Consider the following 24,566-nt stretch of genomic DNA (forward strand, 5'->3'; position numbering starts at 1 on the left):
CGATGTATCTAACCGTTAGAAACTACCTTGGCGGACTTAAGGCGCTCATATTCCCTGCCGTAGTCGTCTCCCACGCGCTGGTATTTAGGGCGCGTGGAATTTCGATCACGTAATGGCTGCGGGGGATTAAATCGTATGGCGAGGGCGCGTCCGGTCTCGGCCTGGCGCGCCCTTTTTCGCTGTTTTTACCGCCACGCGCATGGAGGCGCTATTGATAGCCGCGACCATATCTCGCCTGGACCGTGAACCGCCGAACAGCGCCGGGAGCATCGACGACGCCGTCGAGCGCCTCAACGAAAGCGCCGCGAAATTCGCTCGATTGTCGCTCGACGAACGCATCGCGCTCGCGCGCTCGATGCAGCGCGGCTATGCCCAGATTGCCGTGGCTTCGGTTAAGGCCGCCTGCGAGGCCAAAGGCATTCCCGAGGAAAGTCGGGGCGCCGAGTGGACGATGGGGCCCTGGATCGCCATCCGCGCCTTCCGCCAGATCATCCAGTCGCTGGAATCGCTCAAGCAGACCGGGAACACGCGCATCGGCAAGATTGGCCGCACCTTTGACGGGCGGCTGAGCGTAAACGTCTTTCCGGCGAATGTTTTCGACTCCCTGTTGTTTCCCAAAGTGAAAGTCGATGTCCATCTCGCGCGGGGCGTGACGAACGAAGACGTGGAGTCGCGCGCGCGCTTTTACAAACAGCGCGCCTGCGAGAGCAAGGTTGTCGCGATCCTGGCCGCCGGCAATATCGAAGCGATCGTCTCCTTGGACATCATTTCCAAAATGTTCAACGAAGGCAAAACCTGCCTGGTGAAGCTGAGCCCGGTGAACGCTTATCTCGGCCCCTATTTGGAACAGGCTTTTCGCGAGCCGATCAGGCAAGGTTTCCTCGCCTTCGTTTACGGCGGCGCCGAGGAGGGCGCCTATCTTGCCCACCATCCCGGCGTCGATGAAATCCACTTGACCGGCTCGAAAAAGACCTATGACGCGCTGGTCTGGGGACCGCCCGGCTATGAGCGCGAATTGCGCAAGGCGCGTCGCAGGCCGGCGCTCGACAAGCCGGTGACCGCCGAACTCGGCAATGTTTCGCCGGTGATCGTCGTTCCCGGCCAATATTCCGATGCGGAATTGCGCTATCAGGCCGAAGACGTCGCGGCCGCGCTGGCCTTGAACGCCTCTTTCACCTGTTGCGCGCCGAAAATTTTGGTGACCGCCAGGAACTGGCCGCAACGTGAGGCCTTTCTGCGCCTTGTCGCGGCCGCCTTCGAGCGGACGCCGCCAAGGCAGGCCTATTATCCCGGCGCTATCGACAATTATCGCCTGTGCACGACCGGAAGGGAGAGGATCAGCAAGTTCGGCGAAGCGCGCGAGGGCGTGTTGCCCTGGGCTTTTGTCACCGATCTCGATCCGAACAACAGTTTCGATCCGGCTTTCCTGTGCGAGTCCCTTTGCCCCGCCTTGTTCGAGACGGCTCTCGACGCCGCTGACGCCGCGGATTTTCTGCCGCGCGCCGTCGATTTCGCCAATGAGCGCCTGTGGGGCACGCTGAACGCCACGCTCGTGGTTCCGCGACGGGTCGACGGTGAGGCGGTGGAAACGGCGATCTGCGATCTGCGCTATGGCGTCGTGGCGGTCAATGCGGCGCCGACGATGGTCTTTGCGTTCGGCGCGCCGCCATGGGGCGCTTATCCCGGTTCGGATTCGCGCGACATCCAGAGCGGCAATGGCTTCGTGCACAATACGCCGATGCTGGAAGGTATCGAAAAGGTCGTCATGCGCCATCCGCTGACGATTTTTCCGAAGCCCGCCTATTTCCCGAGCCACCGGACCGCGGCGCGATTGATGCCGAAATTGACCGCGCTCGACGAAAGCGCGAGCTGGCTCAAGGCGCCGGGAGTCATCGCGACGGCAATAAGGTGTTGAGTTTTCAGCCCCGGTTCAGCCGCTCCAGCTCGACGAGATCGGCGTCGAAATCGGAGCGGTGAGGCTCGACCAATATGGAATTGGGGGCGGGACGCCCGTTGGCGAGCGTCAGAAAAGTGCGCCATGCCGCGAGGGCCTCTTCGGTTCGCCCGAGCCTCAGCAAATTCGTCGCAAGCAAAGCATAATTCGGCGAGAAATCCGGGTTCAAAGCCTTGCCTTGAAGGAAGGCGGCCACGGCTTCTTCATATTGGCCAAGGCCGGAATAACTGCAGCCAAGCGCGAACAGATAGAAGGTCGATGGGTGCGGATTGAGACGAATGGCGCTGCGGATATATTGCAGGCCCTCTTTCGTGCGGCCAAGCGCGTGAAGGATCAGCGAAAGATAGACGCGGGCGTCCGCATCGTTGGGATCCAAGGCGACGGCGCGGCGACCGGCCTCGAAAGCCTCCTCTCCCTTGCCACGCCACATTTGAATATATCCGAGCATCGCTTGAGCCAGCGGAAGCTGCTCGTCGAGCGCGACCGCCTTCGAAGCATGATCGAAGGCGCGATTGAAAATCCGGTCGTCGGCATAAACCAAGGCCCAAATGAACATCAGCACCCGCGCGAGCCAGGCGTGGGCGGCCGCATATTGGGGATCGATGGCTAGGGCCTCTTCAAAAAATTGCACGGCTTCCTTGACGGCCTGCCGCTCATATTTCCAGAAACGCTCAAGGCCACGCAGAAGCTTGTCGTGGGCCTCGGCGCTGCTGGTGCCTTCGTGGCCGAGGCGGTCGGATTCGGCGCCGACCAGTCTGATTTGCAGGCTTTTCACGATGCGACGCGCGACGTCGTCCTGAACGGCGAAAATGTCCTGCAGCTCGCGGTCATATCGCTCGGCCCAGATCTGGGCGCCCGTGGCCGCCTCGATCAGACTGGCCGCGATCCGCACGCGGTCGTGGGACCGCCGCACGCTGCCCTCGACCAGGCAGCGCACGCCTAGTTCATCAGCGATGACGTCGGCCGGCTTGGAGCTGCCTTTGTAAAGAAACGAGGAATGGCGCGAGATGACCAGCAGGCCCGACAATTTGGACAGGTCGGTGATCAAATCCTCGGCGATGCCGTCGGCGAAATAATCCTGGCGTGGATCGTCGCTCAGATTGGCGAAGGGCAGGACGGCGATCGACGGCTTGACTTGGGCTGGCTCCCGGCGCGGCTCCTGCCGCTCATCGCCGCCCATCGCGCCCTTGATCTGGACGGCGTAGGAACCCTTCGGGATTTCAATGCGCAAGGGATCGGCGCGTCCCTCGCGTTCGTAATATTCGCGCAGCTTGCCGCGTAGCCTGGCCGCCTCGACCCTCACGATGGGTTCCGTGGTCGGATCGAAGTCAGCGCCGCGGTCGAACACCGCCATAGCGATCGAATAGCCTTTCAGCCGGTCGCCACGGCCTTCGAGCGTCTCTGATACGAGATAAGCCAGGAGGCGTTTCTGCCTCTCGGACTGGGCAAATACTTCGGTCGACAAAATCCTGGCCAGACAGGCCTTGACCCGCTCGGCTTCGGTCTCGCCCGGCGACCGGGGCCTTTCTGTCATAACGGATATTCCGACTGCCCTTAAGTTTAATGATGGTGGACCATAACACCTTTCCGGCAGGTAGCGCTCTCGAAAATGTGATCTTCCAATTGGCGGATACGCGTTGGGCGATGTCTTTTTGACACGACAACGACATAGGGCGTGCTTATTTCCAGCCGCGCTCACGTTTATTTGCTTCCAAATCCTGTGATCCTTGAGCTATGCTAGTGGTGCGTCAGATGACGCCAGTGTAAAATTTCGTAAACTTGTAGTTCTTGGCATAGTTGAAGTTATTTCATGGCCACGCTTTTGTGGAGCGTGAGCTGTGGTCATGCTTTCCGTGGAGACGCCATCATGCGACAGACGACATTGTCAGTGGCGCTCGAAGTCAAACCGGAAAGTTATGAGTATTTATCTGGCCTGCTCGACGACCTGCACAATAAACGATGCAGGGATCCGTTCGGCGCGATGGGCCCCTTCGCGGAATTTCTGACCCGGGTTCCCGTCCTCCATTTCATGTCGCTCAGCCTTTTTCCGGGCTATGATTACGACCCTCTTTTCGTGATCGAAGCCAATTTCGACGGCGCGTCCGGACCGTTCTGGGCGCAGTTGGAAGCGGCGATCGGCGACGATCTGCGCACCTTCCTGCGATGCTGCAAGCGGCCGCTCGACGATCAAGGCCCCTTGTTCGACGCGGTCACGGCGCCCAATTCGCGCGCGCCGCTCGCGCCTTATCTGGAAGCGCGCGCGCTGACGCCCACGGCGTTCCATCATGGCAATCGCGGCATGACGCGCGACCGCATCCGCGACGAACACACATTGTTCCTGGCGACGCGCGAGCGGCTTGCTGCGGAGGACGTCGATTATCGCAAGCTCGAGCCGGTGGGCGTACACAAGAAGCTGCGCGCGGCGCTGGTCGACAAATTCCCCTGGCTCAGCCAACCCGCGCCGCCGCGCATCTCGTTCTGGGACGATATCGCCGACCGGCTCAAGCTCGCCGCTTTCGTCGTCGCCGCGATTTTCGCGCTGTCGCTGCCCGGCCTCGCGCTCACTTTGTTCATGCCAAGCCTACGCTATTTCGTGCTGGCGCTGATCCTGTTCGTGGTGCTGGCGGCGTGGTTGAAGCGGATCGCCGATCCCTTGCCGGGCACGGTGACGCCGACGCGTTTCGACCTGCCGAAATTCCTGTTCGCGCAATTGCCGGCGATCGTCATGTTCGTGGCGCTTTATTGCGCCGTCGCCAGCGTCATCGGCGCGCCTTTGTCCATGCTGCTCACCGGCCGCGACTTCGTGGAAGCCTGGTCCGACATGGTCATATGGCTGGCGCTTGGGCTGCTCAGCGTGCCGGCGACCGTGATGGGCGTGCTCGTCTGGCTGCGCTCGATCGAACGCGCCGATTGTTCGCAGAACGCGCCCTATGTCGATCCGAAACTGCTGCGGGAGATGGCGCAACGCGAGGATTGGATTCCGCAAAACCATATGGGCTCGATCGTGCTGATAAAGCCGGGGATCCTGCGCGCGACTCTGATCCGCGCCGGGCATCTCGGCCTCGGCCTGCTGCTGAGGGTCACGGCGCGCGACGGCTATCTGGGATCGATGCGCACCATCCATTTCGCGCACTGGGCGATGGTGAACAACAAGACGCGCCTGATGTTCTTTTCCAATTTCGACCAGACCTGGGAGAGCTACCTCGATGATTTCATCGAAAAGGCCCATGTGGGCCTGACGCTCGCCTGGAGTTGCGGCGTCGGCTTTCCGCCGGCCCGCTTTCTCCTCTATGAGGGCGCGAGCCAGGGCCGCCAGTTCAAGGACTGGGCGCGTCATTCCATGGCGGTCAGCCACTTCTGGTACAGCGCCTACAAGGATCTCACGACCGAACAGATCGAGCGTAATTGCCGCATCGCGCTCGGGCTTCGCCAAACGACGCTGACCGACGAGGAGGCCGCGCAATGGATCAGCGACTTGTGAGCGCGCTCAAGCCCGATCCCGCCAAATGGCGGCTCGCGGCGCCGCACGATACAAACACGCAAGGACTTGTCGTCAGCGGCTTTAGCGACTCGCCGGCCTGCCGCGCGCTGTTCCTGGAATTCGAGAACCTGAAAGGAGGCGGCGCCTGGCTCAAGGCCTTGAGTAGCGTCGCGCCGATCACGGATTCGGACGGCAAGGATCCACGTTGCGCCGCGCTCGGCCTGACCTGGCTCGGCCTGCGCAAAATGGGCCTCGACGCCAATATTCTGGCGAGCTTCGACCGCCCCTTCAAGGAGGGCATGTTCCAGGAGGATCGGCTGCGTCGGCTCGGCGACCGCCGCGATTCGGAATGGCAGCCGACCGTCATTGACGGCGGTCCGATCTGGAGCGGCAATTTGCCCGAGGACGAAGCCACGCAAGACAATGAGGCCCGCGCTTTCCGCGTCGCCAAAGCCGCGCCCGCGAAAAAGGAAAAGATAACGCCGGTGACGGTGCATGCGCTGGCGCTGCTTTACGAAAAGGACGAACAGAGCGCGCAGGACTGGGCCCGGGAGGTCGAGGCGGCGCTCGCGCCCCATGGCGTGAAGATCGTTCGCGAGCTTCCGCTCAGCCTTCGTTTCGACGCCAACAAGATCGCGCGCGAACATTTCGGCTTCGCCGACGGCCTGTCGCAGCCGCTGCCCTACGCCGAGGGCGTGGTCAAACTCGATGACGGAATCGACGCAGCGAAGGGCGACTCATGCCACAGCGTCCCTCTCGGCGAGATCCTGATGGGCCACAAGAACGCCCATAACGAAGTCGCCGCGGGCCCCGTCGCGCCCGCCTCAGACGCCGGGCGCGCGGCGCAATTGCCGCCGCATCCGCGCGGCGAGGGGTTCCTCGATCTCGGGCTCGACGGCAGCTACATGGTCGTCCGCGAACTCAAGCAGGATGTCGCGCAATTCTGGCGATCCATGGATAAAAGCGCGGCCTCGATCAACACGGGCGGCGCGCCGGTCGATGCGGATTGGGTGGCCAGCCGCGTCGTCGGGCGCGACCGCGACGGCAATGTTCTATGTCCGGGCGGCGTCCTGCCGCGCGACGCGTCGGGCCAGCCGGAGAACGAATTCAGCTTTTTCGATCACGACCGGCGCGGGCTGGGATGTCCGCTGGGAAGCCATATCCGCCGCGGCAATCCGCGCGACGGACTCGCGCCGAAGGCGGAGGACAAGGCGACGCTGCACGACGCCGCCAACAGCCACCGCATCCTGCGGCGAGGACGGAAGTTCGGTCCCGACATCGCCGATCCGCGCGTCGACGACGGCGCCGATCGCGGACTGCTGTTCATCTGCCTCAATACGGATATCGGGCGGCAGTTCGAATTCGTGCAGCAGACCTGGGTCCTCAATTCGAATTTCGCGTTTCTGTTCGACGAGACCGATCCGCTGATCGGCCCGAGCGGCGGCTTCACCATTCCCGACGCGCCGCTGCGCCGGATCGTTCCGGTCGAGACTTTCGTGAAAATGGCCGGGGGCGAATATTTCTTCCTGCCCAGCATGGCGGCGCTGCGCTATCTGGAGGCGTTATGAGCGCGCTCGCCTCGAAGAACGTTCTCCGCCCCGGCGCGCAGGGCGCAAAACTTTGGGCCGAGCGCGCGCTGTTTGCGCTCATGCCGTTTTTCTTCAGCGCGCTGCGGCGGTTCAAGCCAGTGCTCACATTCGGTAGCCTCACGCTCACGTCGCGCTATGACGACGTGCGCGAGGTTTTCGCCACGGACACCAAGTTCGGCGTGGTCTACCAGCCCAAATTGCAGGTCATTATGGGCGGCGAGCCGTTCTTTCTCGGCATGGGCGACACGCCGCAATATCACGCCCAGACCGACGCCATGCGCAAGGTCATCCTGCCGGATGACCTGCCGCGTCTCGCGCAGGACGTCGAGGCGCGCGCGGACGCGATTGTCGCGTCGAGCGGCGGCCGGATCGAAGTGGTGGACGCGCTCGTGCGCAAGACGACCTTCGACTTCCTCGCCGATTATTTTGGAATTCCGGCGCCGACGCAGGGCGATTTGCGGGTCTGGGCGACACGGCTGTTCGAATTTCAGTTTGCCGATGGCGGCAATGATCCGGCCTTGCGCGCCGAGGTCGATGAGATCGCGCCGGCCTTGCGCGCCCATATCGATGCGGCGATTGCGCAACGTCGGCAAGGCGCTCCGAAGGATGACGTTCTCGGCCGCTGCCTCGCGCTTCAGGCCGCCGGCGAGCCCGGATTTTCCGACGTCCAGATCCGCACGGCGCTGATGGGTTTCGTTGTCGGCGGACCGCCGCAGCCGCCGATGGTCGTTCCGCAGGCGCTGGAGCAATTGCTGCGGCGCCCCGAAGCGCTCGCCGAGGCGCAAGCGGCCGCGCGCGCGAATGACGACGACAGGCTGCGGCGCTATATTGCCGAAGCGATGCGCTTCGATCCGCTCGCGCCCGGGCTGCCTCGCGTCGCGTTGGAGGAGGTCGTCCTCGCGCGCGGCCGGCGGTATGAAACCAAGATTCCGGCCGGCTCACAGGTTCTGGCGGCTTTCGCTTCAGCCATGATGGATCCGCGACGGGTCGCCAATCCGAAAGTCTTCAACCCGGACCGCCCTGAATCGGACTACATCCATTTCGGTCACGGGCTCCACGAATGTTTCGGACGATTCATCAATCGCGCGACCCTGCACATGATGCTCAAACCGCTTCTCAAACGCGCCAATCTTCGCCGCGCGCCGGGGCCGGACGGAAAACTTCAAAAGAATGGCGCCTTCGCGGAACGACTGGTCGTCGAGTTCAATTAAGGGCGTTCCGGATGCAGCGCTCCTCTCGACGAAATAACTCAACGCCATTCCGGCCGCCGACTATTTCCGTAACGGAGAGTCGGCATTCGTCCTTTGAAGGGTTTGGCTGCTCTCTCCAGAGAGGGCCTTGACGCCGGTCGCCGGCGCGACGGGGACGGCCGCCGTCTCCGCCGCGCCGCCGCCCATTGGAGCCGATCGCGCCATCGTGTTCGAGCCTGCATTTGCGAAAGTCGCAGGCGTGGACCCAGAGACGGCGGTCGAGCTGGCGATCGCGGATGAGTCTGGCGCAAGTCCGCGGTCATTTGGCCTCGTCGCCATCGCGCTGACCTCTGCGGAAGGAAGGGAACCGGACCTCGCCATGTCTGGAGCGACGCGAAGCGCGGGCTCCAGGCGAGCGGCGCCGAGTGATGAGGCCGTGTTGGCCATTCTCGTCGCGGGGCCGGAAATTTCGATCTTGCTTCGACGCGGGCCGTCCTTGGCGGCCGGCGTGTCGTCGCCTCGCGCCGTTCCGCCTATCAGGATGAAGGACGCGGCCAGAGCGGCGGCGCAGGCCGAGCTCTCGGCGGTCCAAGCCATTTTCGCGAGAAATGAAAACGCCATCGGATGGACCTTTGCTTTCCGGCCGCGGCTTTCGTCATCGATCTGCGCGCCGCCGAACCTGTTTATCGCGAGTCCGCGAGGCCTTTTAATGGCGCCCGGACCATGGGCCCGGCGCGCCCGCGCTTGCGCCCGTCAGGGCCCCGTCGCATTGAAGAACTGGAACTTCTGGAACGACACTTTCGTCGTGACTCCTGCCGACGCGCTGGCGCCAATGCCGATCAAGCCCCCGCCGTCGGGCGGACTGCCATTGAGCTGGCCCAATTTCTTGCCGTTGATGATGATGGTTGCGGTGCGGCCCGCCATCTGCACTTCTACTGCGTTGACCTCGCCGAGCTGGTATTTGATCACGGGATCCGTTTGCCAGTTCATCGGGGTCAACCAACGATTGTTCGACAATCTGTCGACCTTGAAAAACCCCTGCTTGCCGTCGCTGCCCAAGGTGAGAAGATAGGTGTTGCTGTTATTGACCGCCCAGAACGCCACCAGGGCTTGCGCGCCGTCAATGGAGCTTGCTTCTGAAATCGCGGCCTGAACGCAGATGGAGCCATCGCCATAGAAGTCGCTTTGGCTCAGCACGATGCGGACATATCCGGGGCTGGGGCTCACCACAAACTTGCCGTCGCTGACAGAAGCCGAGGCGTCCGCTTGCCCCCAACTCGAATCGAAGTTCTGGAACGCGTCCTCGAAAGTCGGCCTGCCAGTGCAAGCGGCAAATGCCGGCGTCAAGGCGATACATCCGGTGAACGACGCCGCCAGGACGAGCAATTCAATTTTCTTGCGCATGGCTCTGAAACCTCCCCAAGAAATTCTCCCCGCCGTGAACCGCAAAGGATCAAGAGCCGGGATGACGCCACGTATAGAGTTTCGTTGTGAAAGCTGTGTCGTCATCGGGGCCGATGACGATCAAGGACAATGGGCCTGAACGCGCCGGCTTGAACGACAGGCTCGGATACCAGCCGCTATTGGTGTTGCTGGCCAGGGTCTGGTTGTCGGCGTCCTTGAGATAGATGGCGATCGGCGTCTTCCGATCGGCATAGACGAAAACAAAATAGTCCAGGCCAGCGGAGGCGTCGATGGTTTCAACCTTCACACGCTGCTTTTTCTTGGTGTCCGGGTTGACGCGCATGTCGCTGTCGTCAAGCTTGCCAGGCTTGGTCGACACAAGTTGCGCCACGGATTTCTCGTCCGGTTTCGCATGTTCCAGAACCCAGTCGCCAATGACGTCGACGCCGCGTTTGAAATTGGCCAATTGTTTCGACCAGTAGGGCTTGTCCGCATCAAAGGCGGCTTGCGCCCGTCCGGCGTGAAGGTCCTCGATGATATCGGCCCGCTGGGCGTAATTGATCTGAACTCCGCTCGGCGCCCCCCGCGGGTATCCATCGCCCCTGGGTCCGAAAGTTCCGGCATTATTGATCGCGACGATATGGCCCGACGCGCCGACAATGAGGCTGCCCGATCCGCCGCCGGTTTCGGGAATCGAATGTTGCACCAGATAGCTATGGGCGGACGTCGTGGGCAGAAACAGATAATCCGTCAGCGCCGAAATGGCGCCATAATGAATCTGCGGCGTGGCCGCGACCGTTATCTCGTCCTGGCCCGCGACATTTTCATAGGGATAGCCTGAGGACGCCAGCGGCATTCCGGGTTCGAGCGCCAGCAATTCCGCCTCGGGAGCCATTTGGAGCACGAGTTCCGGAGGCAATTGGCCGTCAATGCGCAACAATCCGACGTCATAGCCGGAGCCGGTGACCTGGCTCGGCGCGCCGCCGCGGAACGAGGCGATGAAAGCCGGGTCCTCGCCCATCACGAATTTCGGAAATGCGGTGTAGCCGGGATGGTAAGCGTGTCCGACAACCCGATAGGACGCCCCGCCAGGTCCGGGTTGAACCACCAGCATTTTTTCGCCGGGCTTGAGGTCGTTGCACTCGGCCATCGAGCGGTCCTCGACAGGAAAGGCGTCGTCGCAGATCCCGGCGATATGCGCATTGGTCGCCAGAACATTCGGACCGATCGGCCAGGCCGTTCCCATGCCGAATTTGCGGCCTTGCGCGTCTTCCTCCACCACAAGAAATGTCGCTTTGCGCACCCGGTTGATGATGTTTTGGTCGATGCTGGCGGCCGCGGCGGCGCTCATATGCCCCAGAGCGTCCCTGTCGTTCTTCTGATCCACCGCCAGGCTCGCGACCGTCGCCGCCAGTTCGTGGTCACGCCGCTGGTTCTGGACGGCCGACCAGCCGAAAGCGACGGCGAGCAGCACCGCGACCAGACCGCCTCCGATCGCCAGACGCCGGAAAAGCTGCGGCGCGGGGGTGACCTTTTCCTGCGGCAGAGTCTCGCCCAGACCTGCGGCATGGGCGGATTGATCGAAGGTGACGTCGAAGCTCGGCCCGTCGTCGCGGCCCAGATGAAAGATCGATCCCGATTGGATCGGCAGGTCCGGGCTGGCCAGGGCCGGCTCAATGCCGACAAAATGAGCGCCTTGCGCCCCCTCATGAAGATGAACGACCCAATCGTTCAGTTCGCGCACAAGCGCCAGATGCCGTCGTCCGACCAGCGTCTCTTCGGCAGGATAGACGACATCGCAATCGGACTCGCGTCCAAACTCGATTTTCTCTTTGCCGTCATCGAAGCTCTGGGTTTGTCCGGCAAGGGGCCCGGTCAGATGACGGATCGCAATCATCGCAATACTCTTATGAGAGATAAGAACGGCGCGTTGCTATGAATTTTAAAGAGTGTGCTCGCGCAGGGTTGTAAAATCAAGCGCTCCCTTGTCCGTGCAGGACCATCCGGGCCGCGTCGTCGAAGATTCGCCCGACCTGCGACGCCGAACCCGGCCGCAGCCATCTCACCGGCATGACCAGCCGCCGCAGAAGACGCGCGCATGGCGCGCCGACGCCGGCGCTTTGCAGCGTTTTCGCGACGCTGGCGTCGCCCCGCCAGGCTGTTCGGGCGACATCGGGGGCTATGCCAAGCAGTTCGAAAGCAATGACGCCAAGCGCGTAAAGATCGGTGCGCGCATCGACCCGCCAGCCGTTTTTCTGTTCCGGGGCCATATAGCGTGGCGTGCCGGACCGCGAGATCCCTCCCGGAACGAGCAGCGCGACGCCAAAATCGACAATGACGGGATTTGTCGGGCCGGGCATGACGATATTTTCCGGCTTGAGATCGCAATGAACGATCCGCGCGGCGTGGACGGCGGCAAGCGCAAATGCGATCCGCGCGGCGAGATCGAGCGCTCGCCCCGCTTGCAGCGGCGCCTGCAGCAGGCTCCGCAGATTTGGACCATCGATCAGGTCCTCGATCAAGGTCGCGTCGCCGCCCGGCTCGACGATCAGACCACGGACGCGGGCCACGCCCGGATGATCGATCCGCGATGCGGCGCGGACCTCGCTGCGAACGGCTGTCAACAGATTGTCGCGTTGGGTCGTATCGTAAATTTGCGCGAGGCTGACGCGTTTCAACGCCACCTCGCCGCCGAGTTCGATGTCATAGGCGCGCGTCACGCTGCCCTGGCCGCCGGCCCCCAGCGGGCGGCGTCGCACGAAGCGGCGCGTCAGGTCCTGCGCCGGCGGCGCCAGATCGGCGCCGGCGTCGGCTCCATTCTCGGAGGCGCCGCGCGCCGCCAGAGCGCTCCGCGCCTGATCGGCATGGCCTATCAAGCCGCGAGCGACGGCGCGCCGCAAGGCGGCGGCCAGCGCCAATTCCGCCTCGTCCGGGCGTCCGAGCCCGTCGAGCGCGCTTGCCCGGCAGATTTGCGCCTTGACTTCGCGTCCGGCGAGATCGTCGTCGGCGAATCGGGCGATCGCGCTGCGCAGAAGCGTGTCGGCCGTCGCGAAATCCCTCTCGGCGAGGGCAAGCTCCGCCTCGACTTCGGCGAGTTCGACAGCTTCGAAACTCTCCGGCGTCTCGGGCGCCAGAACGCGGGCCGCCTCGATGCGGGAATGGGCGTCCTGCTGGCGCCCTTGCGCGCTGGCGCAGCGCGCCTCTTCCAGCGCCGCGAGAAGACGCAAGCGTGGCGATGCGGCGGCGAGTCCGGGACCGATCGCCGCGAGAAAACGCAAGGCCTCATCGATGAGGCCGCACGCGACCAGCGCCTGGGCCTGGTTGATCTCCGTCCGACGCCTCTGAAGCGCCGGAAGATTGGCGTTTTCGATTTTCAGGGCGCGGTCGAACAGCGGCGCCGCCGCGCGCGGCCTGCCCATTTCCAGTTCGAGCCGCCCGGCTTCGATCAAAGCCAGCGCGGCGCCGGTCAGGTCCTTCTTGGCGAGGCACTCGGCCACAGCGCGGAGGAGGGCGAGGCCGGCTTCGCGGCCCTCGCCGCGCCAGCCATGCGCCACCGCCGCCTCGCGCTTGGCTTCGGCGACGCGCTCGTTCTCGTTCAACTGGGAAAAAAGGTCGGCGGCTTCATTCAAATCGCCCAAAGCCTCGCCGCGCAGGCCCAGCCGGTTGGCCGCAATCCCCGTCGCGATGAGCCATTTGGCGCGCAACGCTATGTCGGCGGCCGTCTGCGTTTCGATGGCGCGCAGACGCGCCAAAACTTCGGCGGCCGGACTATTGGCGGCGAGATCGGCGCGGCAGGCGTCGATGATCTGATCGGGTTGGGGGGAAGCCTCGGCGGCTTGTTTCATTCGCGGGATCGCGTCGTCCTGTGGGGCCATGGTTCGTCCCCTTTCAATTCGCCGCGCCGAACGCGGCTTCGATTTCGTCCATCAGCGGATGTGTCAGGCCGGCCTTGCGCAACGCCGCGAAATCTCCACGAATGATCGTCTCCCAGGCCTTGTTGAAATGGGCGATCTCGCCGCGATGACCGAGGTAAATCCTTCTCGCTTCATCGATGCGTCCAAGAAACATCAGCGCGTGGGCGCGATTGGTCTGGAGCCAAAGAAGTCCGGGCTGGGCGTCGATGGCTTTTTCGGAGGTCGCAAGCGACAGGTCGAATTCGCGCGCAAACAAGGATTCGAAGGAGAGCTCCCCCATGTCTCCCACGACGGTGACGAGATTGTCCCGCGCCGACGCGTCGTCTGGATGCGCGACCGCCAATCTGTGACGGATGGAGAGCGCTTTTTCGTAATCGGCTGCAGCGTCCGCCCGGCGTTCGAGCTTGAGGAGATCGGTCCCGACCCGCGACAAGGCGATGGCCAGATCGCGTTGGTCGGCTTCGTTGGTCGCGTCGCGCTGCGCCTGTCGTTCGGAAACTGCGAGATCGTCTTCGTCGTAATGAAGCGCGTCCGACAATCTGTTGAGCTTTTTGAGCACATTGGCGACCCTTTCGTCGCTTGCCTCCAGTTCGCGCTGCCAACCGGCGTTGTCGGGAGCGGCTTTCGCCAGACGATCCCGAATGCCCAGACTTTCGAGATAGGATTCCAGCGCGGCGGGAAGATCGCCCTGCGCGACCTGAACGTCGCCGACCTTTCTGTGATGCCATGAGAGTGTACGCTGCCAGCCGAGATTGGCGGGATTGGATTTCGCGAGGCGATCCATGATGACCAAACCGGCGCTATATGATTTCAGCGCGTCGGGAAGATTCTGTTGCGCAAATTGCACATTGCCCAATTGGCCATACATTGCGGCCAGATCGCCTTGCCAACCGGCATTGCCCGGGTCCGATTTCGCCAATTTGTCCATGATGGCGAGAGCGTCGCCAATCGATTTCGAAGCGCCCGGAAGATCGCCTTGCGCCGCTTGCGTATTGCCGATCTTTTCGTGAGACACGACCAGGCCGCGCTGTCGGTCCGCGTTGCTTGGATCGGCACGCGCGACCCGCTCCTTAATCTCCAGACTGTCGCGATAGGATTTCATCGCGCCCTGAAAATCGCCCTGCGCCGCTTGCGCGTCGCCGACCTTTTCATAGGATGTCGCCAGGCCGCTCCGCCAAAGCGCATTGTCAGGATCGGCTTTCGCCAGGCGCTCGATGATCGCGAGACTGTCGCGGTAGGATTTCATGGCGCCCGCGAAATCCCGCAGCGCAACCTGGGCGTCGCCGACGTAGCTGTTCGACGCCGACAGGTCCAACTGCCAGCCGCTGTTGCTGGGATCGGCGTCCGCCAGGCCCTGCATGATGTCGCGACCATCGCGATAGGATTTCAGCGCGCCCTGAAAATCGCGCTGCTCTTCCTGCACATGGCCGATGGCGTCATAGGATTTCGCCAGATCCTGCCGCCACAGGGTGTTGCGCGGATCCAGTTTTACGAGGCTGTCCCTGATGGACAAACATGCGCGATAGGACTCCAGCGCGCCCTGAAGATCGCCCTGCGCCACCTGCACGTCGCCGATTTTAATGAACGATACCGACAGATCGCGCCGCCAGACGACATTGCCGGGATCGGATTTGGCGAGGCTGTCGGCGATCGCCAAGCCGTCGCGATAGGATTTCGTCGCGCCTTGAAGATCGCCCTGCGCCAATTGCGTGTCCCCGATCTTGTTCAGGGACAATGTCAGATCGCGCCGCCAGCCGGCGTTGCCGGGATCCGACTTCGCCAGACGGTTACGGATCGACAGGCTGTCGCGATAGAATTTCAACGCGTCCGCAAGGTCGCCTCGCGCCTCCTGCACGTCGCCCATTTTCGCCAGGGACAGCGCCAGATCGCTCTGCCAGCTGGCATTGCCGGGATCCGATTTCGCAAGGCGCTCTCGAATGGCCAGATTTTCACCGGCGGATTTCAACGCGCCCTGAAGATCGGCCAACGCCTTCTGCCCGTCGGCGAGTCTTTCAAGGGACACCGACAGTTCGCGCAGCAAGGCGGCGTCGCCGGGGGCGGACTTCACCAGGCGCTCGTCAATGTCCAGACTGTCGCGATAGGATTTCATCGCGCCCTGCAGATCGCCCTGCGCGGACAACACGTCCCCGAGCTTTACGTAGAGCACGGAGATATCGCTCTGCCAGCCGGCATTGCCGGGATTGGAGCTGGCGATGCTTTTGGCGATGGCCACGCCGGCGCCAAAGGATTCCGCCGCGCCGTGAAGATCGCCCAGCGCCATCTGCGCGTCGCCCAAACGTTGGTAGGACGCCGCCAGACCGCTCTGCCGGCTGGCGTCGCCCGGATCGGATTTCGCCATGCTGGCTCGAATGTCGAGACTGTCGCGATAGGATTTCGTCGCGCCCTGCAGATCGCCGCGGGCTTGCAGGACATCGCCCACTTGCGAATATGACACGGCGACATTGTCCCGCAGGCGGGCATTGCCGGGATCGGCCGCCGAGAGCGCGCGCATCAGATCGAGCGATCGCCGCGCCGCGTCGAGCGCGCCCTCGGTGTCGCCTTTGTCGAGAAGCGTGATCGCGATTTCGGAAAGCGCCGCAGCCTGGCTGAACTGAAGCGCCTGGTTTTTGGCGCCGCCCTCCGCCAATTGCTCTTGCAGCTTTTGCGCCCGCGTCAGAATATCGCCGACGAGCGCGGCGGGGACGCCGGCCAGATTTCTGAATTTTTGCGCCAGGTCGAACACCAGGCTATTCGCGGTGTCGGTCGCCAGCGCCAACGCCTTCTCCGCCCGGTCATGCTGGGCCTGCGCGGTCCTCCATTCCCAGCCCGCCGCCGCCGCCAGAACCAGCGCCGCGACCGCGCCGATCGTGGAAATCCAGGCCACCCGTCGCGAATTCCGCGCGCGCTCCGCCAGCTTTTCGGTCTGTTCCCGTTCGAGATCCGCTTCCATGCGGCGTTGCGCGGCCTCCGCCTCGCGCGCTGCTGTCTCTCTGGCGCGGCAGGCCGTGAGATAGGCGCGATCGGTCGGATCGAGCAAAGCGGCGAGGTCGGGCCTGGCGTCGAGCCGGTCAGCGTCCTCCAGCCGCGCGCCGCCATGCGCCGCCCAGGCGGGGCCGCGCGCATTGGCGTCCCAGTCGAGCGCCGCGCGCTTGACGCCTTCCAGCGTCGCCAGAAGCCCAAAATCTTCCTCCAGCCAGCCCTTGAGTCCGCCCCATTGGCGCAGCAGCGCCTCGTGCGCCGGCTCGATGGTCGCCTCATGCGTGTCCTTGTCGCGGTCGCGGGTCAAAAGCCTCTGTGCGACGAGCAGATCGACCAGCGGCCGCGACTCCTCGGGAATTTGGGCCGCGCGGGCGACGCGGCGGCGTGGCGTTCTGGTTTCGGGATCGACGCCGGCCAGCCACGGGATCAGCCCGCGCCGCAGCAACGCGAGCCTTTGGGCGTGGTCCCTGGGAATGCGCGGGTCGGCGTCGGCGGCGGCGAAGACCCGCGCCAACGCCGCGTCGATCGCGCCCGACAGGCCGCCGAATTTTTCGTAATCCTCGCGCGAAACGCGCCGGGCCGCCTCGTGATCGCGATAAAGCTGCTCCAGCGTGAAGGAGAGCAGGGGCAGGGCGTCACTGCCGCCGCCTTTCTCGATGTCTTCGAGCAGGGACTGAGTCAGGCCGGGGGCGATCTCGAATTTGCGTCCCGCCTGGGTCAGGCGTCGCGCCGGCGCTTCGATCACCGTCTGATAGGCTCCCCTCGGCATCGGCAGAAGGGGAAAAGCCTTTTGACCCAAGCCTTCAAGCGGCTTTGCGTGCTCCAACGCGTCATAGCTGTCGGTCCGGATGGCGAAAAGCGCGATCACCGGCGGGCTATCCTCGCTGGTGAAATCACGCAGCAGCTCCAGCAGCCTTTCGCCCTCGGCCGCGCCTTCGGCGGCGAAAAGCTCTTCCGCCTGGTCGATGGCGATGACCAATGTTCGCGGCTTGTCCTCGCCCGTTCGCGCGGCCAGCTTTTGCAGGATCGGGCGCAGCGCGGCCGCGCCGCCGGCGATCGACTCGCGGATCTGCGCGCGGGAGATCGCGAGACCGCGTTTCACGGCGGCTTCGGCCAGCGCCGCCACGAAGCCATTGGCGCCGCTGATCGCCGTTCGCTCCGGCCGAATAATCGGCAAGGCGAGAAAATTGCGGTCGTCGCGCCGAAGCCTCGGCGACAGCCCGGCGCGCAGGAACGAGGATTTGCCGGCCCCCGAGGCGCCGAGAATGACGAACAGGCGCGGAGCGGCCGCCTCGCGCAGACCTCTCAGCGCGTCCAGCGCTTCGATGATCGGGCCGTCGCGGCCGAAAAACACGCCGGCGTCGACCGCGTCCAGCGGCTCCAGTCCGCGATAGGGCGCGCGGTCCGGATCAGCCTCGGGCGGCCACGTGAAAAAACGCGGATCGAGCCCGGCCCGCGTCAGCCCGTTCTTCAACCGCGCCAGTCCCTCGGCCGAAAAGGTGATCTGGCCTTCTTCCTGCGTGACCGGCATTCTGGGATGAAAGACGAGGTGATCCTCGCCGGCGGCAAGCGAGACCGCCTGGCGCGTCTCCTTGAGGAACAGCGGCAGATCGTCGATGGCGATGGTCTCGATCAGCACGACGAAAATGCATTTATTGAGTCTTCGGGCGAGGTCGTGTTCCCGCCGGCACCATTCGGACGCCAGCCAGTTGCGCGACACCAGAAACAGCACCGCTTCGCAATCCGACGCCTGCGTATAGAGCGCGCGTTCCCAGCGCTCGCCCGGATGGATGCCTTCCTTGGGATCGACATCGAGAAAGACGTCCTCCCAGCCCTCCGCCTTCAACCAGTCGCAAACAGCGACCGCCGCGAAATTATCCTTGCTCGAATGTGACAGAAAAATGCGCGACATCGCGAGCCTCGCGAGCGAAGCCAATTCCATTCATGTAACGACCCATTTTGAACGACGCCCAGCCGCCAGTCCAGACAGGACGACAGGAGACCCTGTCGGAATGCAAAGGTTCTGGCTGGCGCCGATCGTGAACGGCCTCGGCGAATGTGGCGAAGGGCCGCGGTTTAAGCTAGTCTTGCTGACCGTTTGAACTGCTGCTCCAAACAGGGAATCTGCCGCGATGCTCGACGAGCCGGTCAATGAGGCCGCTTCCGCGAAAGCCGCCTCGGAGCCGTCCGCAGACGCCGCAGAGCATGGCGCGATCCAATTTCCGGTCATTGTCGGCGTTACCGGGCATCGCGATATCGACACGCGCGAGGATTCCGACGTCAACAAGGCGCTCCGGGCCAGCGTTCGCGAAATCCTGACCCATCTGAAAAACCGCTTTCGGCCGGGCGCCGTCCATCTCCTGACGGGAGCGGCGGCGGGCGCCGACCAACTGGCGGCGTCCGTCGCGCTCGATCTCGGCATTCCGCTGATCGTGGTCGCGCCCATGCCGCTGTCGGCTTATCGCGAAACGATGGCGGACGATCCCGACGCGCTGGACGCTTTCGATCGGTTCTGGAAAGAAAAAGATCGCGGCAGGACAGCTCTCAGGCTGGAGTTGCCGTGGCTGACGGCCGACAAGTCCCATAAGCTTCAATATGAACAACTTGGCGTTATCTTGTCGCGCTACAGCCATCTGCTTCTGGCGCTTTGGGACGGGGACGAGTGGCGCGACGCGGAAGCGGCTGGCGAGGCGGAGGGCGTGAGAGGCGGAACGGCGCAAGTCGTTCATTTTCGCCAATGGGGCGAGAGCGATGCGGAAGCCTTCGCAATCAGCCGGCTCTTTCCCGGCGAAACGTCGCATCTGGATCTGACGCCGAGCGGCCCTCTTATCCACATCATGACGCCGCGCGCGGGGACTGAAACGGAGCCGCCATCAAGCGCGCCTGACGACGACCCGGCTGGGAAAATGCGGCTGTGGCAGGAGAAGCGTTCGAAGCAGAAACAACGCGCGTCGGCCATCGATGAGCCGGTTCATTTCTGGAAGGATTTGTCGAAGGAGCGTCTTGGCCGATGGACCAGTCCCTTCCTCAAGGAAATCGTCGAACTGAACAATGGCATTGCGGAAGCCGTGCGCGGCCACGCCGCGGGCGTCGAACGTCACGTCGGCTATATTCGTCCGCAGCATGGCGACGTCGTGGATCGCGAGCTTTTTCTTCACCTTGAAATTCTGCGGCGCCTGCAGGCAGCCACGGACATGGCCGCTCAGGGGATTCAGCGAAAGCTGATGGGCGAGGGCGATACCGCCATGCGGAGTTATTCCGATTTCTGGACGCGATTCAGGCTCCTCTTCCTCGGACGCGGCGGCGCGGTTTTCATTTTTGCGATCACCATTCCCGCGAGCGTCCTGTTCCTCGGACTTTTTCCGCTGCACTGCGAGCTCCTCCCGGCGCAATGGCGTTCGCTTTGCGAGAGCGCGACGAGAGGATCGGCGGTTTTCGCGGTGGCCTATGCGGTCATAATCATTGCGGCCGGAGCCTTCTATCGACTCAGGGTGCGCCCACAGCGCTGGCAGGAAAAATTTCTCGATTATCGCGCGATCGCCGAAGCCATGCGCGTGCAAGTGTTCTGGTGTCTGGCGGCCATGCCGGGCGCTGTTTCCGATTATTACCTGCGCAAGCATTTTGACGAACTGGGATGGGTTCAGCAGGCGTTGCGCGGTCCGGCGCTCTGGGCGGCCGCGGTGGCGTTGAAGCTGGACGCGCCGCAACGCGACATTATTCGCGAATGCTGGCTGCAAAATCAGCGGGACTGGTTTGTCGGTCCGTCGCGTGATGGCGGACGATTCCTGCTGAACAAGCAGGCGCTGGATTTCAACGAAGGCGCCGCCAAGGCCTGGTTCTGGTCGGGCGTCTCTGTCGCCTTCTGCCTCGCCTTCTTGGCGGTCTGCGAGGCTGTCGAGGTCGTGGAGAGGTCCGAGTTGGCGGAAGGCGTCCTGATCCTGCTCTCGACATTCGCCTTCGGCATGGCGGGATTTCACGGCCTCTACATGGAAAAGCAGTCGTTCGAGGCGCATGCGCACGCTTATGCGCGCATGGGGCGCCTGTTCAACAAGGCGCTGATCGAAGCCGACAAAGCCCAGGACGATTCTGAGAAATATCGCGCGATCATGTTGGAGCTCGGACGCGAAGCCTTGGCTGAAAACGCCGATTGGCTCATCGATCATCGCGGCCGCCCGATCGAAAATCCGTCGAACTTTGGATGACGCAATATTGGCGTGCGGCCTGGAGCCCGGCGTTCCTGCTCCGGCGGGTTGGACGCAAAGACCATTGGCGAAAGCCGTCGTTTTGCTTGTCGGGGCAGGGGAAGCCTGTCAAATTGACGTCCTCTCATTGCTTCATGGACCGATGCGCCATGGAAACGGCTTTGACGGAGCGCCAAACTGGTCTTTCGCGACGCGGGCTTCTGGCCGGCGTCGCCGCATTGTCACTGGGGGCGGCCCTTCCCGTGAAGGCCGGGCCGACATTGGCGTTCGATCGCTTCATGGCCGTCAGCGCGCGCCTTTGCGACGTGCCGCTTTTCAGCAGGGCGCTGGGCGCCGATATTCTAGCGTTGCTGTCGCATGAATTTACCGACGAGAAGCTGAACGCGCTCATCGTGCTTGTCGAAGGCGTGAGCGACGACGAGCTGGATTTCCGCGCCAACGGTCTGGGGCCGCTTGTGTCGCGGCTCGTCGCGCTTTGGTATTCGGGACTGGCGCCGATGAAGAGCGGCAATGAACTCGTGCTGTCCTATACGGACGTGGCGGCGTGGCCGGCGACCGGCTACGCCAAACCGCCAAGCTATTGCGGGGTGGCGTTCGGCGAATGGTCGCAGGCCCCGGATATGTCGGCGACGGTCAAATAGCATGTCGCAATCCAGCCTTTCCGCCGATGTGGTGATTGTGGGGGCTGGCGTGGCGGGGTCGCTGCTGGCCTTCAAACTGGCCGGCGCCGGAATAAAAGTTCTCATCCTGGAAGCCGGTCCGCGCATCGATCGCGGCGACGCCGTCGGACGCTTTCAGGCTTCGGCGCGCAAGGGGCCAAACAGCGCCTATGTTTCCTCGTCCATCGCCCCGCATCCCGACACGGACGACATGTCGACCTATTACATCAATGACGGGCCCGACCCGTTCACGGGCGTTTACCTCCGCGGCGTGGGGGGTACGACATGGCATATGGGCGGCACGGCCTCGCGTTTTCGGCCGAGCGATTTCCGGACGCGATCGCTGTTCGGCGTCGGCCTGGACTGGCCTCTGGGTTACAACGATCTGGTTCCATTCTACGAAGAAGCCGAGCGTGAAACCGGCGTCGCGGGCGATCCCTCCTTTGACGAAGGCGCGCCCAGGCGGACGCCCTTTCCCATGTCTCCCGTCCCCGCGACCTATCTCGATCGCAAGGTCGCCGAGGTGCTTCCGCCGCTTGGATTGACGCTCGGCGTTTTTCCGCAGTTCCGCAACACGCGGGACTATGACGATCGCCCCGCCTGTTGCGGCAATGCGAGTTGCGTTCCTGTCTGCCCCATCGGCGCCAAATGGGACGCCAGCGTCCATGCCGCGAAGGCCGAGGCTCTCGGCGCCCGCGTCGAAGCCGACGCCGTGGCGACAGCCGTCGATGTCGGCGCCGACGGGCAGGTCAGCCGCATCCGCTTTCTGCGCCCGGATCGCAGCGAAGGCGAAGCCAGGGGCCGGATTTTCGTGATCGCAGCCCATGCGATCGAGACGCCGAAGCTGCTGCTGATGTCACGGTCGGAACTGACGCCAAATGGCGTCGCCAACAGCAGCGACATGGTCGGCCGCAATCTGATGGGACAGATCGACCAGGTCACTTTGGGTCTCGCGGGCGATCCGGTCTATCCCTATCGGGGGCCGGTCGGCACCTCCGGCATCGCGGAGTTCCGCGACGGCCCGTTTCGCGCGACGCAGGCGGCGGTCGGGACCTCGGTGTCGAACGCCGGCTGGCAGCGGGCGATCGGCCCGCTGGAATATGCCGAACAGCTCGCCCGGTTGGGATTTTGGGGGAAAAGGCTGAGACAGGCCGTCGCGGATCGCACGGCGCGCGAATTGATGATCGGCTCCACCTCGGAAATGCTCCCCGACAGCGCCAACCGCATCGTGCCGGATTTCGGACAGCGCGACACGGCCGGGCTGCCGCGCCCGCGCATCACGTTCAAGATCGACGATTACGCCAAGAGGGGACTGAACGATGCCGTCGAGCGTCAGAACCAGATCTTTGGCGCATTACGCGCGACGGAGATGCGCACACTCCCGATGGCGGCGAGCACCGCGATCATTCTCGGCACCGCCCGCATGGGAACAGACGCCAAGACATCGGTGGTGGACCCCGAGTTGCGAGCTCACGACTACAAAAATCTCTTTATCGTCGGCGGCGCGACTTTCCCGACCAGCGGCGTGTTGCCGCCGACCCTGACGATCGCCGCCCTTGCCTTGCGCGCGGCGGAGACGATTCAGCGTCTGCTTTGAGATCTCCAACAGGAGGTTGACCATGATGCGCGTGTTCAAGCGGCGGATAGCCGGCGCCCTTGCAAGGGCATTTGTCCTTGGCGGACTGTTCTTTGCCGGGGCCCTGAATGTTGCTTATGCCGACGACTATTGCGCCGGAGGCGCCGGAAGGAGCGAAGCTGTCAACACGCCGCCGCAACTGGCGGCGAGGGTCGCGGCGACCTTCGGCATTTCCGTGGAAATGGCGCGCGACGCGACGATGGTGCGCTGTGTCGGGACGAAACTCCTGACCTGCTGGGTCGGAGCCAATCTGAATTGCGGCAAGGCGGATAAACGCCGGGCGCTTCCGGGCGCCAAAGCCTATTGCCGTCAGAATCCGGGATCGGACAGTATCCCGATGGCGGCGACGGGCCATGACACGATCTATGAGTGGCGCTGCGCTGGTCGGCGCGCCGTCGCCGGGAAAGTGATCACGGCGGTCGACGCGCAGGGATTTGTCGCCGAAAATTGGCGGGCGGCCCCCTGACGACCGAAACGCCCGGCAAGGCGCTCATCGCGCGTTCCAGCGAGACCCCGACTACCTGCTCACAACGCGCTGCTCGGGCGGCTGTACATCGACGGATCGTCGGCGGGGCCGGTCTTGGTCCAGACGGCGCGCAGCGGCACAGGCTGCTGAGCCAGCAATTTCTTGTCCGCCGTCATGAACTGGCTATTGACCCATGCCTTGCACTCGGTGTTGGCGAGATCGCCGATCCGCTTGTCGATTTCGTCGATCGAGGCGATCCCCTGCACCGCTGTCGTCACCTTGACGATATTCTCCGAGAGACAGTCGAAAATGATGCGCTGCTTGCGATAATTCAGCGCATAGGCGCGCGCGTCGCGTCGGATCAGCCCGTCGAAATCGCCTGAGACGCGCGCCGAGGCGCGCGCCAGCGAGCGTTCGATATTCTCCCGCACCGCGCCGAGCGCCGCGTCGCCATGCGATTGATAAAGCAATTGCACGAACAACGCCGAGCTGTGATTTTCGGCCAGCAATTCCGAAAGTTCGAAAAGTCGATTGTAGATGGCTTCGGCCGAACTGTTGGTGGCTTCCCGCACGTCCTCCATCGACACCCGGCCCTTGTTGGTGCCGCGCAGCATCGAGTCGCTCATTTCGTCGACGCGCTCGAGGATCAGCACCCGCAGGCGCTCCTGCGTCCAATCCTCGCCGACAAAAGTACTGAACCGCTCAAGGTCCGCATGTTTGTAAGCATCGTCTACGGCCTGCAGGATCGCATGTTCGGTGATGTCGCCCTCGCCGGTGGCGCTTTGAGCCTTCTCCGTCTTCTTGAATTTTTCGATCAAAGCGACGATGCGTTTGGTGTAATCGCGTTCGTCATCGCGGCTGGAGGTCGCGCCGACCTGGTTCTTGTCGTCGGTGGAGCCAACGGTGTTCAGGCTTTCCGCCGGGGTTATCGCCTTCAAAACCGCGGTCTGCGTCCGCTGCGAGATGCCGAGCGACGCCAGCGTCCTGGTCGAGTCGGTCTTTTCCTCCGGCGCGCCGTCATGGCTGGCGCTCGCTGATGACCGTCCGCCGCCATGCGGATGCGCCGCATAGGCATGCGCGCGTCGACCACGG

14 protein-coding genes are annotated in these 24,566 nt (G+C 63.5%); 8 read left to right on the top strand and 6 right to left on the bottom strand.

Going from position 1 to position 24,566, the window contains the following annotated elements; all coding sequences use genetic code 11:
- The first annotated feature begins 211 nt into the window (after window positions 1-211).
- Window positions 212-1,915 carry an aldehyde dehydrogenase family protein gene (locus ACE3S9_RS02105; RefSeq protein ID WP_374544775.1) on the top strand — a complete coding sequence of 568 codons (1,704 nt, stop codon included), beginning with the start codon at window positions 212-214 and terminating at the stop codon, window positions 1,913-1,915.
- Window positions 1,916-1,919: 4 nt separating this feature from the next.
- Here ACE3S9_RS02105 and ACE3S9_RS02110 read toward each other — a convergent pair whose 3' ends face one another.
- On the bottom strand, window positions 1,920-3,653 hold the full coding sequence (locus ACE3S9_RS02110) for a tetratricopeptide repeat protein (protein WP_374544776.1): 1,734 nt from the start codon (window positions 3,651-3,653) through the stop codon (window positions 1,920-1,922).
- Between the two features lie 168 nt (window positions 3,654-3,821).
- Between ACE3S9_RS02110 and ACE3S9_RS02115 the strand changes: the two genes are divergently transcribed.
- The 3 genes from ACE3S9_RS02115 to ACE3S9_RS02125 are packed head-to-tail and all read left to right on the top strand — an operon-like array spanning window position 3,822 to window position 8,235.
- A complete protein-coding gene (locus ACE3S9_RS02115) occupies window positions 3,822-5,435 on the top strand; it encodes a hypothetical protein (protein ID WP_374544777.1) in 1,614 nt (537 codons plus the stop codon).
- Complete coding sequence (locus ACE3S9_RS02120) at window positions 5,417-7,003, top strand: Dyp-type peroxidase (RefSeq protein WP_374544778.1); 1,587 nt, start codon at window positions 5,417-5,419, stop codon at window positions 7,001-7,003. The genes ACE3S9_RS02115 and ACE3S9_RS02120 overlap by 19 nt, the downstream gene beginning before the upstream one ends.
- The gene (locus ACE3S9_RS02125; RefSeq protein ID WP_374544779.1) at window positions 7,000-8,235 is read left to right on the top strand and encodes a cytochrome P450; all 1,236 of its coding nucleotides are present in this window, start codon (window positions 7,000-7,002) and stop codon (window positions 8,233-8,235) included. Before ACE3S9_RS02120 ends, ACE3S9_RS02125 begins: the two co-directional genes overlap by 4 nt.
- 732 nt (window positions 8,236-8,967) lie before the next feature.
- Here the strand turns inward: ACE3S9_RS02125 and ACE3S9_RS02130 are convergent.
- The 4 genes from ACE3S9_RS02130 to ACE3S9_RS02145 all read right to left on the bottom strand — a co-directional run bounded on the left by ACE3S9_RS02130 (window position 8,968) and on the right by ACE3S9_RS02145 (window position 18,423).
- Window positions 8,968-9,618, bottom strand: coding sequence for a hypothetical protein (locus ACE3S9_RS02130; protein ID WP_374544780.1), 651 nt, complete (start codon window positions 9,616-9,618; stop codon window positions 8,968-8,970).
- 49 nt (window positions 9,619-9,667) lie between these two features.
- A complete protein-coding gene (locus tag ACE3S9_RS02135; protein ID WP_374544781.1) occupies window positions 9,668-11,515 on the bottom strand; it encodes a trypsin-like peptidase domain-containing protein in 1,848 nt (615 codons plus the stop codon).
- A gap of 76 nt (window positions 11,516-11,591) precedes the next feature.
- Window positions 11,592-13,493: a protein kinase gene (locus tag ACE3S9_RS02140; RefSeq protein WP_374544782.1), complete on the bottom strand. Its 1,902-nt coding sequence runs from the start codon at window positions 13,491-13,493 to the stop codon at window positions 11,592-11,594.
- Between the two features lie 13 nt (window positions 13,494-13,506).
- Window positions 13,507-18,423, bottom strand: a complete 4,917-nt coding sequence (locus tag ACE3S9_RS02145; RefSeq protein ID WP_374544783.1) for a tetratricopeptide repeat protein — start codon at window positions 18,421-18,423, stop codon at window positions 13,507-13,509.
- A gap of 220 nt (window positions 18,424-18,643) precedes the next feature.
- Here ACE3S9_RS02145 and ACE3S9_RS02150 point away from each other — a divergent pair, with 220 nt between their 5' ends.
- The 4 genes from ACE3S9_RS02150 (at window position 18,644) to ACE3S9_RS02165 (ending at window position 23,474) form a co-directional block, all read left to right on the top strand.
- Window positions 18,644-20,713: a hypothetical protein gene (locus ACE3S9_RS02150; RefSeq protein WP_374544784.1), complete on the top strand. Its 2,070-nt coding sequence runs from the start codon at window positions 18,644-18,646 to the stop codon at window positions 20,711-20,713.
- A gap of 149 nt (window positions 20,714-20,862) precedes the next feature.
- On the top strand, window positions 20,863-21,354 hold the full coding sequence (locus ACE3S9_RS02155; RefSeq protein WP_374544785.1) for a sugar dehydrogenase complex small subunit: 492 nt from the start codon (window positions 20,863-20,865) through the stop codon (window positions 21,352-21,354).
- Between the two features lies 1 nt (window position 21,355).
- Window positions 21,356-22,969 (top strand): GMC family oxidoreductase, encoded by a 1,614-nt coding sequence (locus tag ACE3S9_RS02160; RefSeq protein ID WP_374544786.1) that lies wholly within the window; start codon window positions 21,356-21,358, stop codon window positions 22,967-22,969.
- A 22-nt stretch (window positions 22,970-22,991) separates the two neighbouring features.
- Entirely contained in the window at window positions 22,992-23,474 is a 483-nt protein-coding gene (locus ACE3S9_RS02165; protein WP_374544787.1) for a hypothetical protein, read from the top strand.
- 59 nt (window positions 23,475-23,533) lie between these two features.
- Here ACE3S9_RS02165 and ACE3S9_RS02170 read toward each other — a convergent pair.
- Window positions 23,534-24,566 (bottom strand): hypothetical protein (locus ACE3S9_RS02170; RefSeq protein ID WP_374544788.1); only part of this gene is annotated, 1,033 nt, incomplete at its 5' end.

The organism is Rhodoblastus sp. (assembly GCF_041915505.1).
GTDB lineage: Bacteria > Pseudomonadota > Alphaproteobacteria > Rhizobiales > Beijerinckiaceae > Rhodoblastus.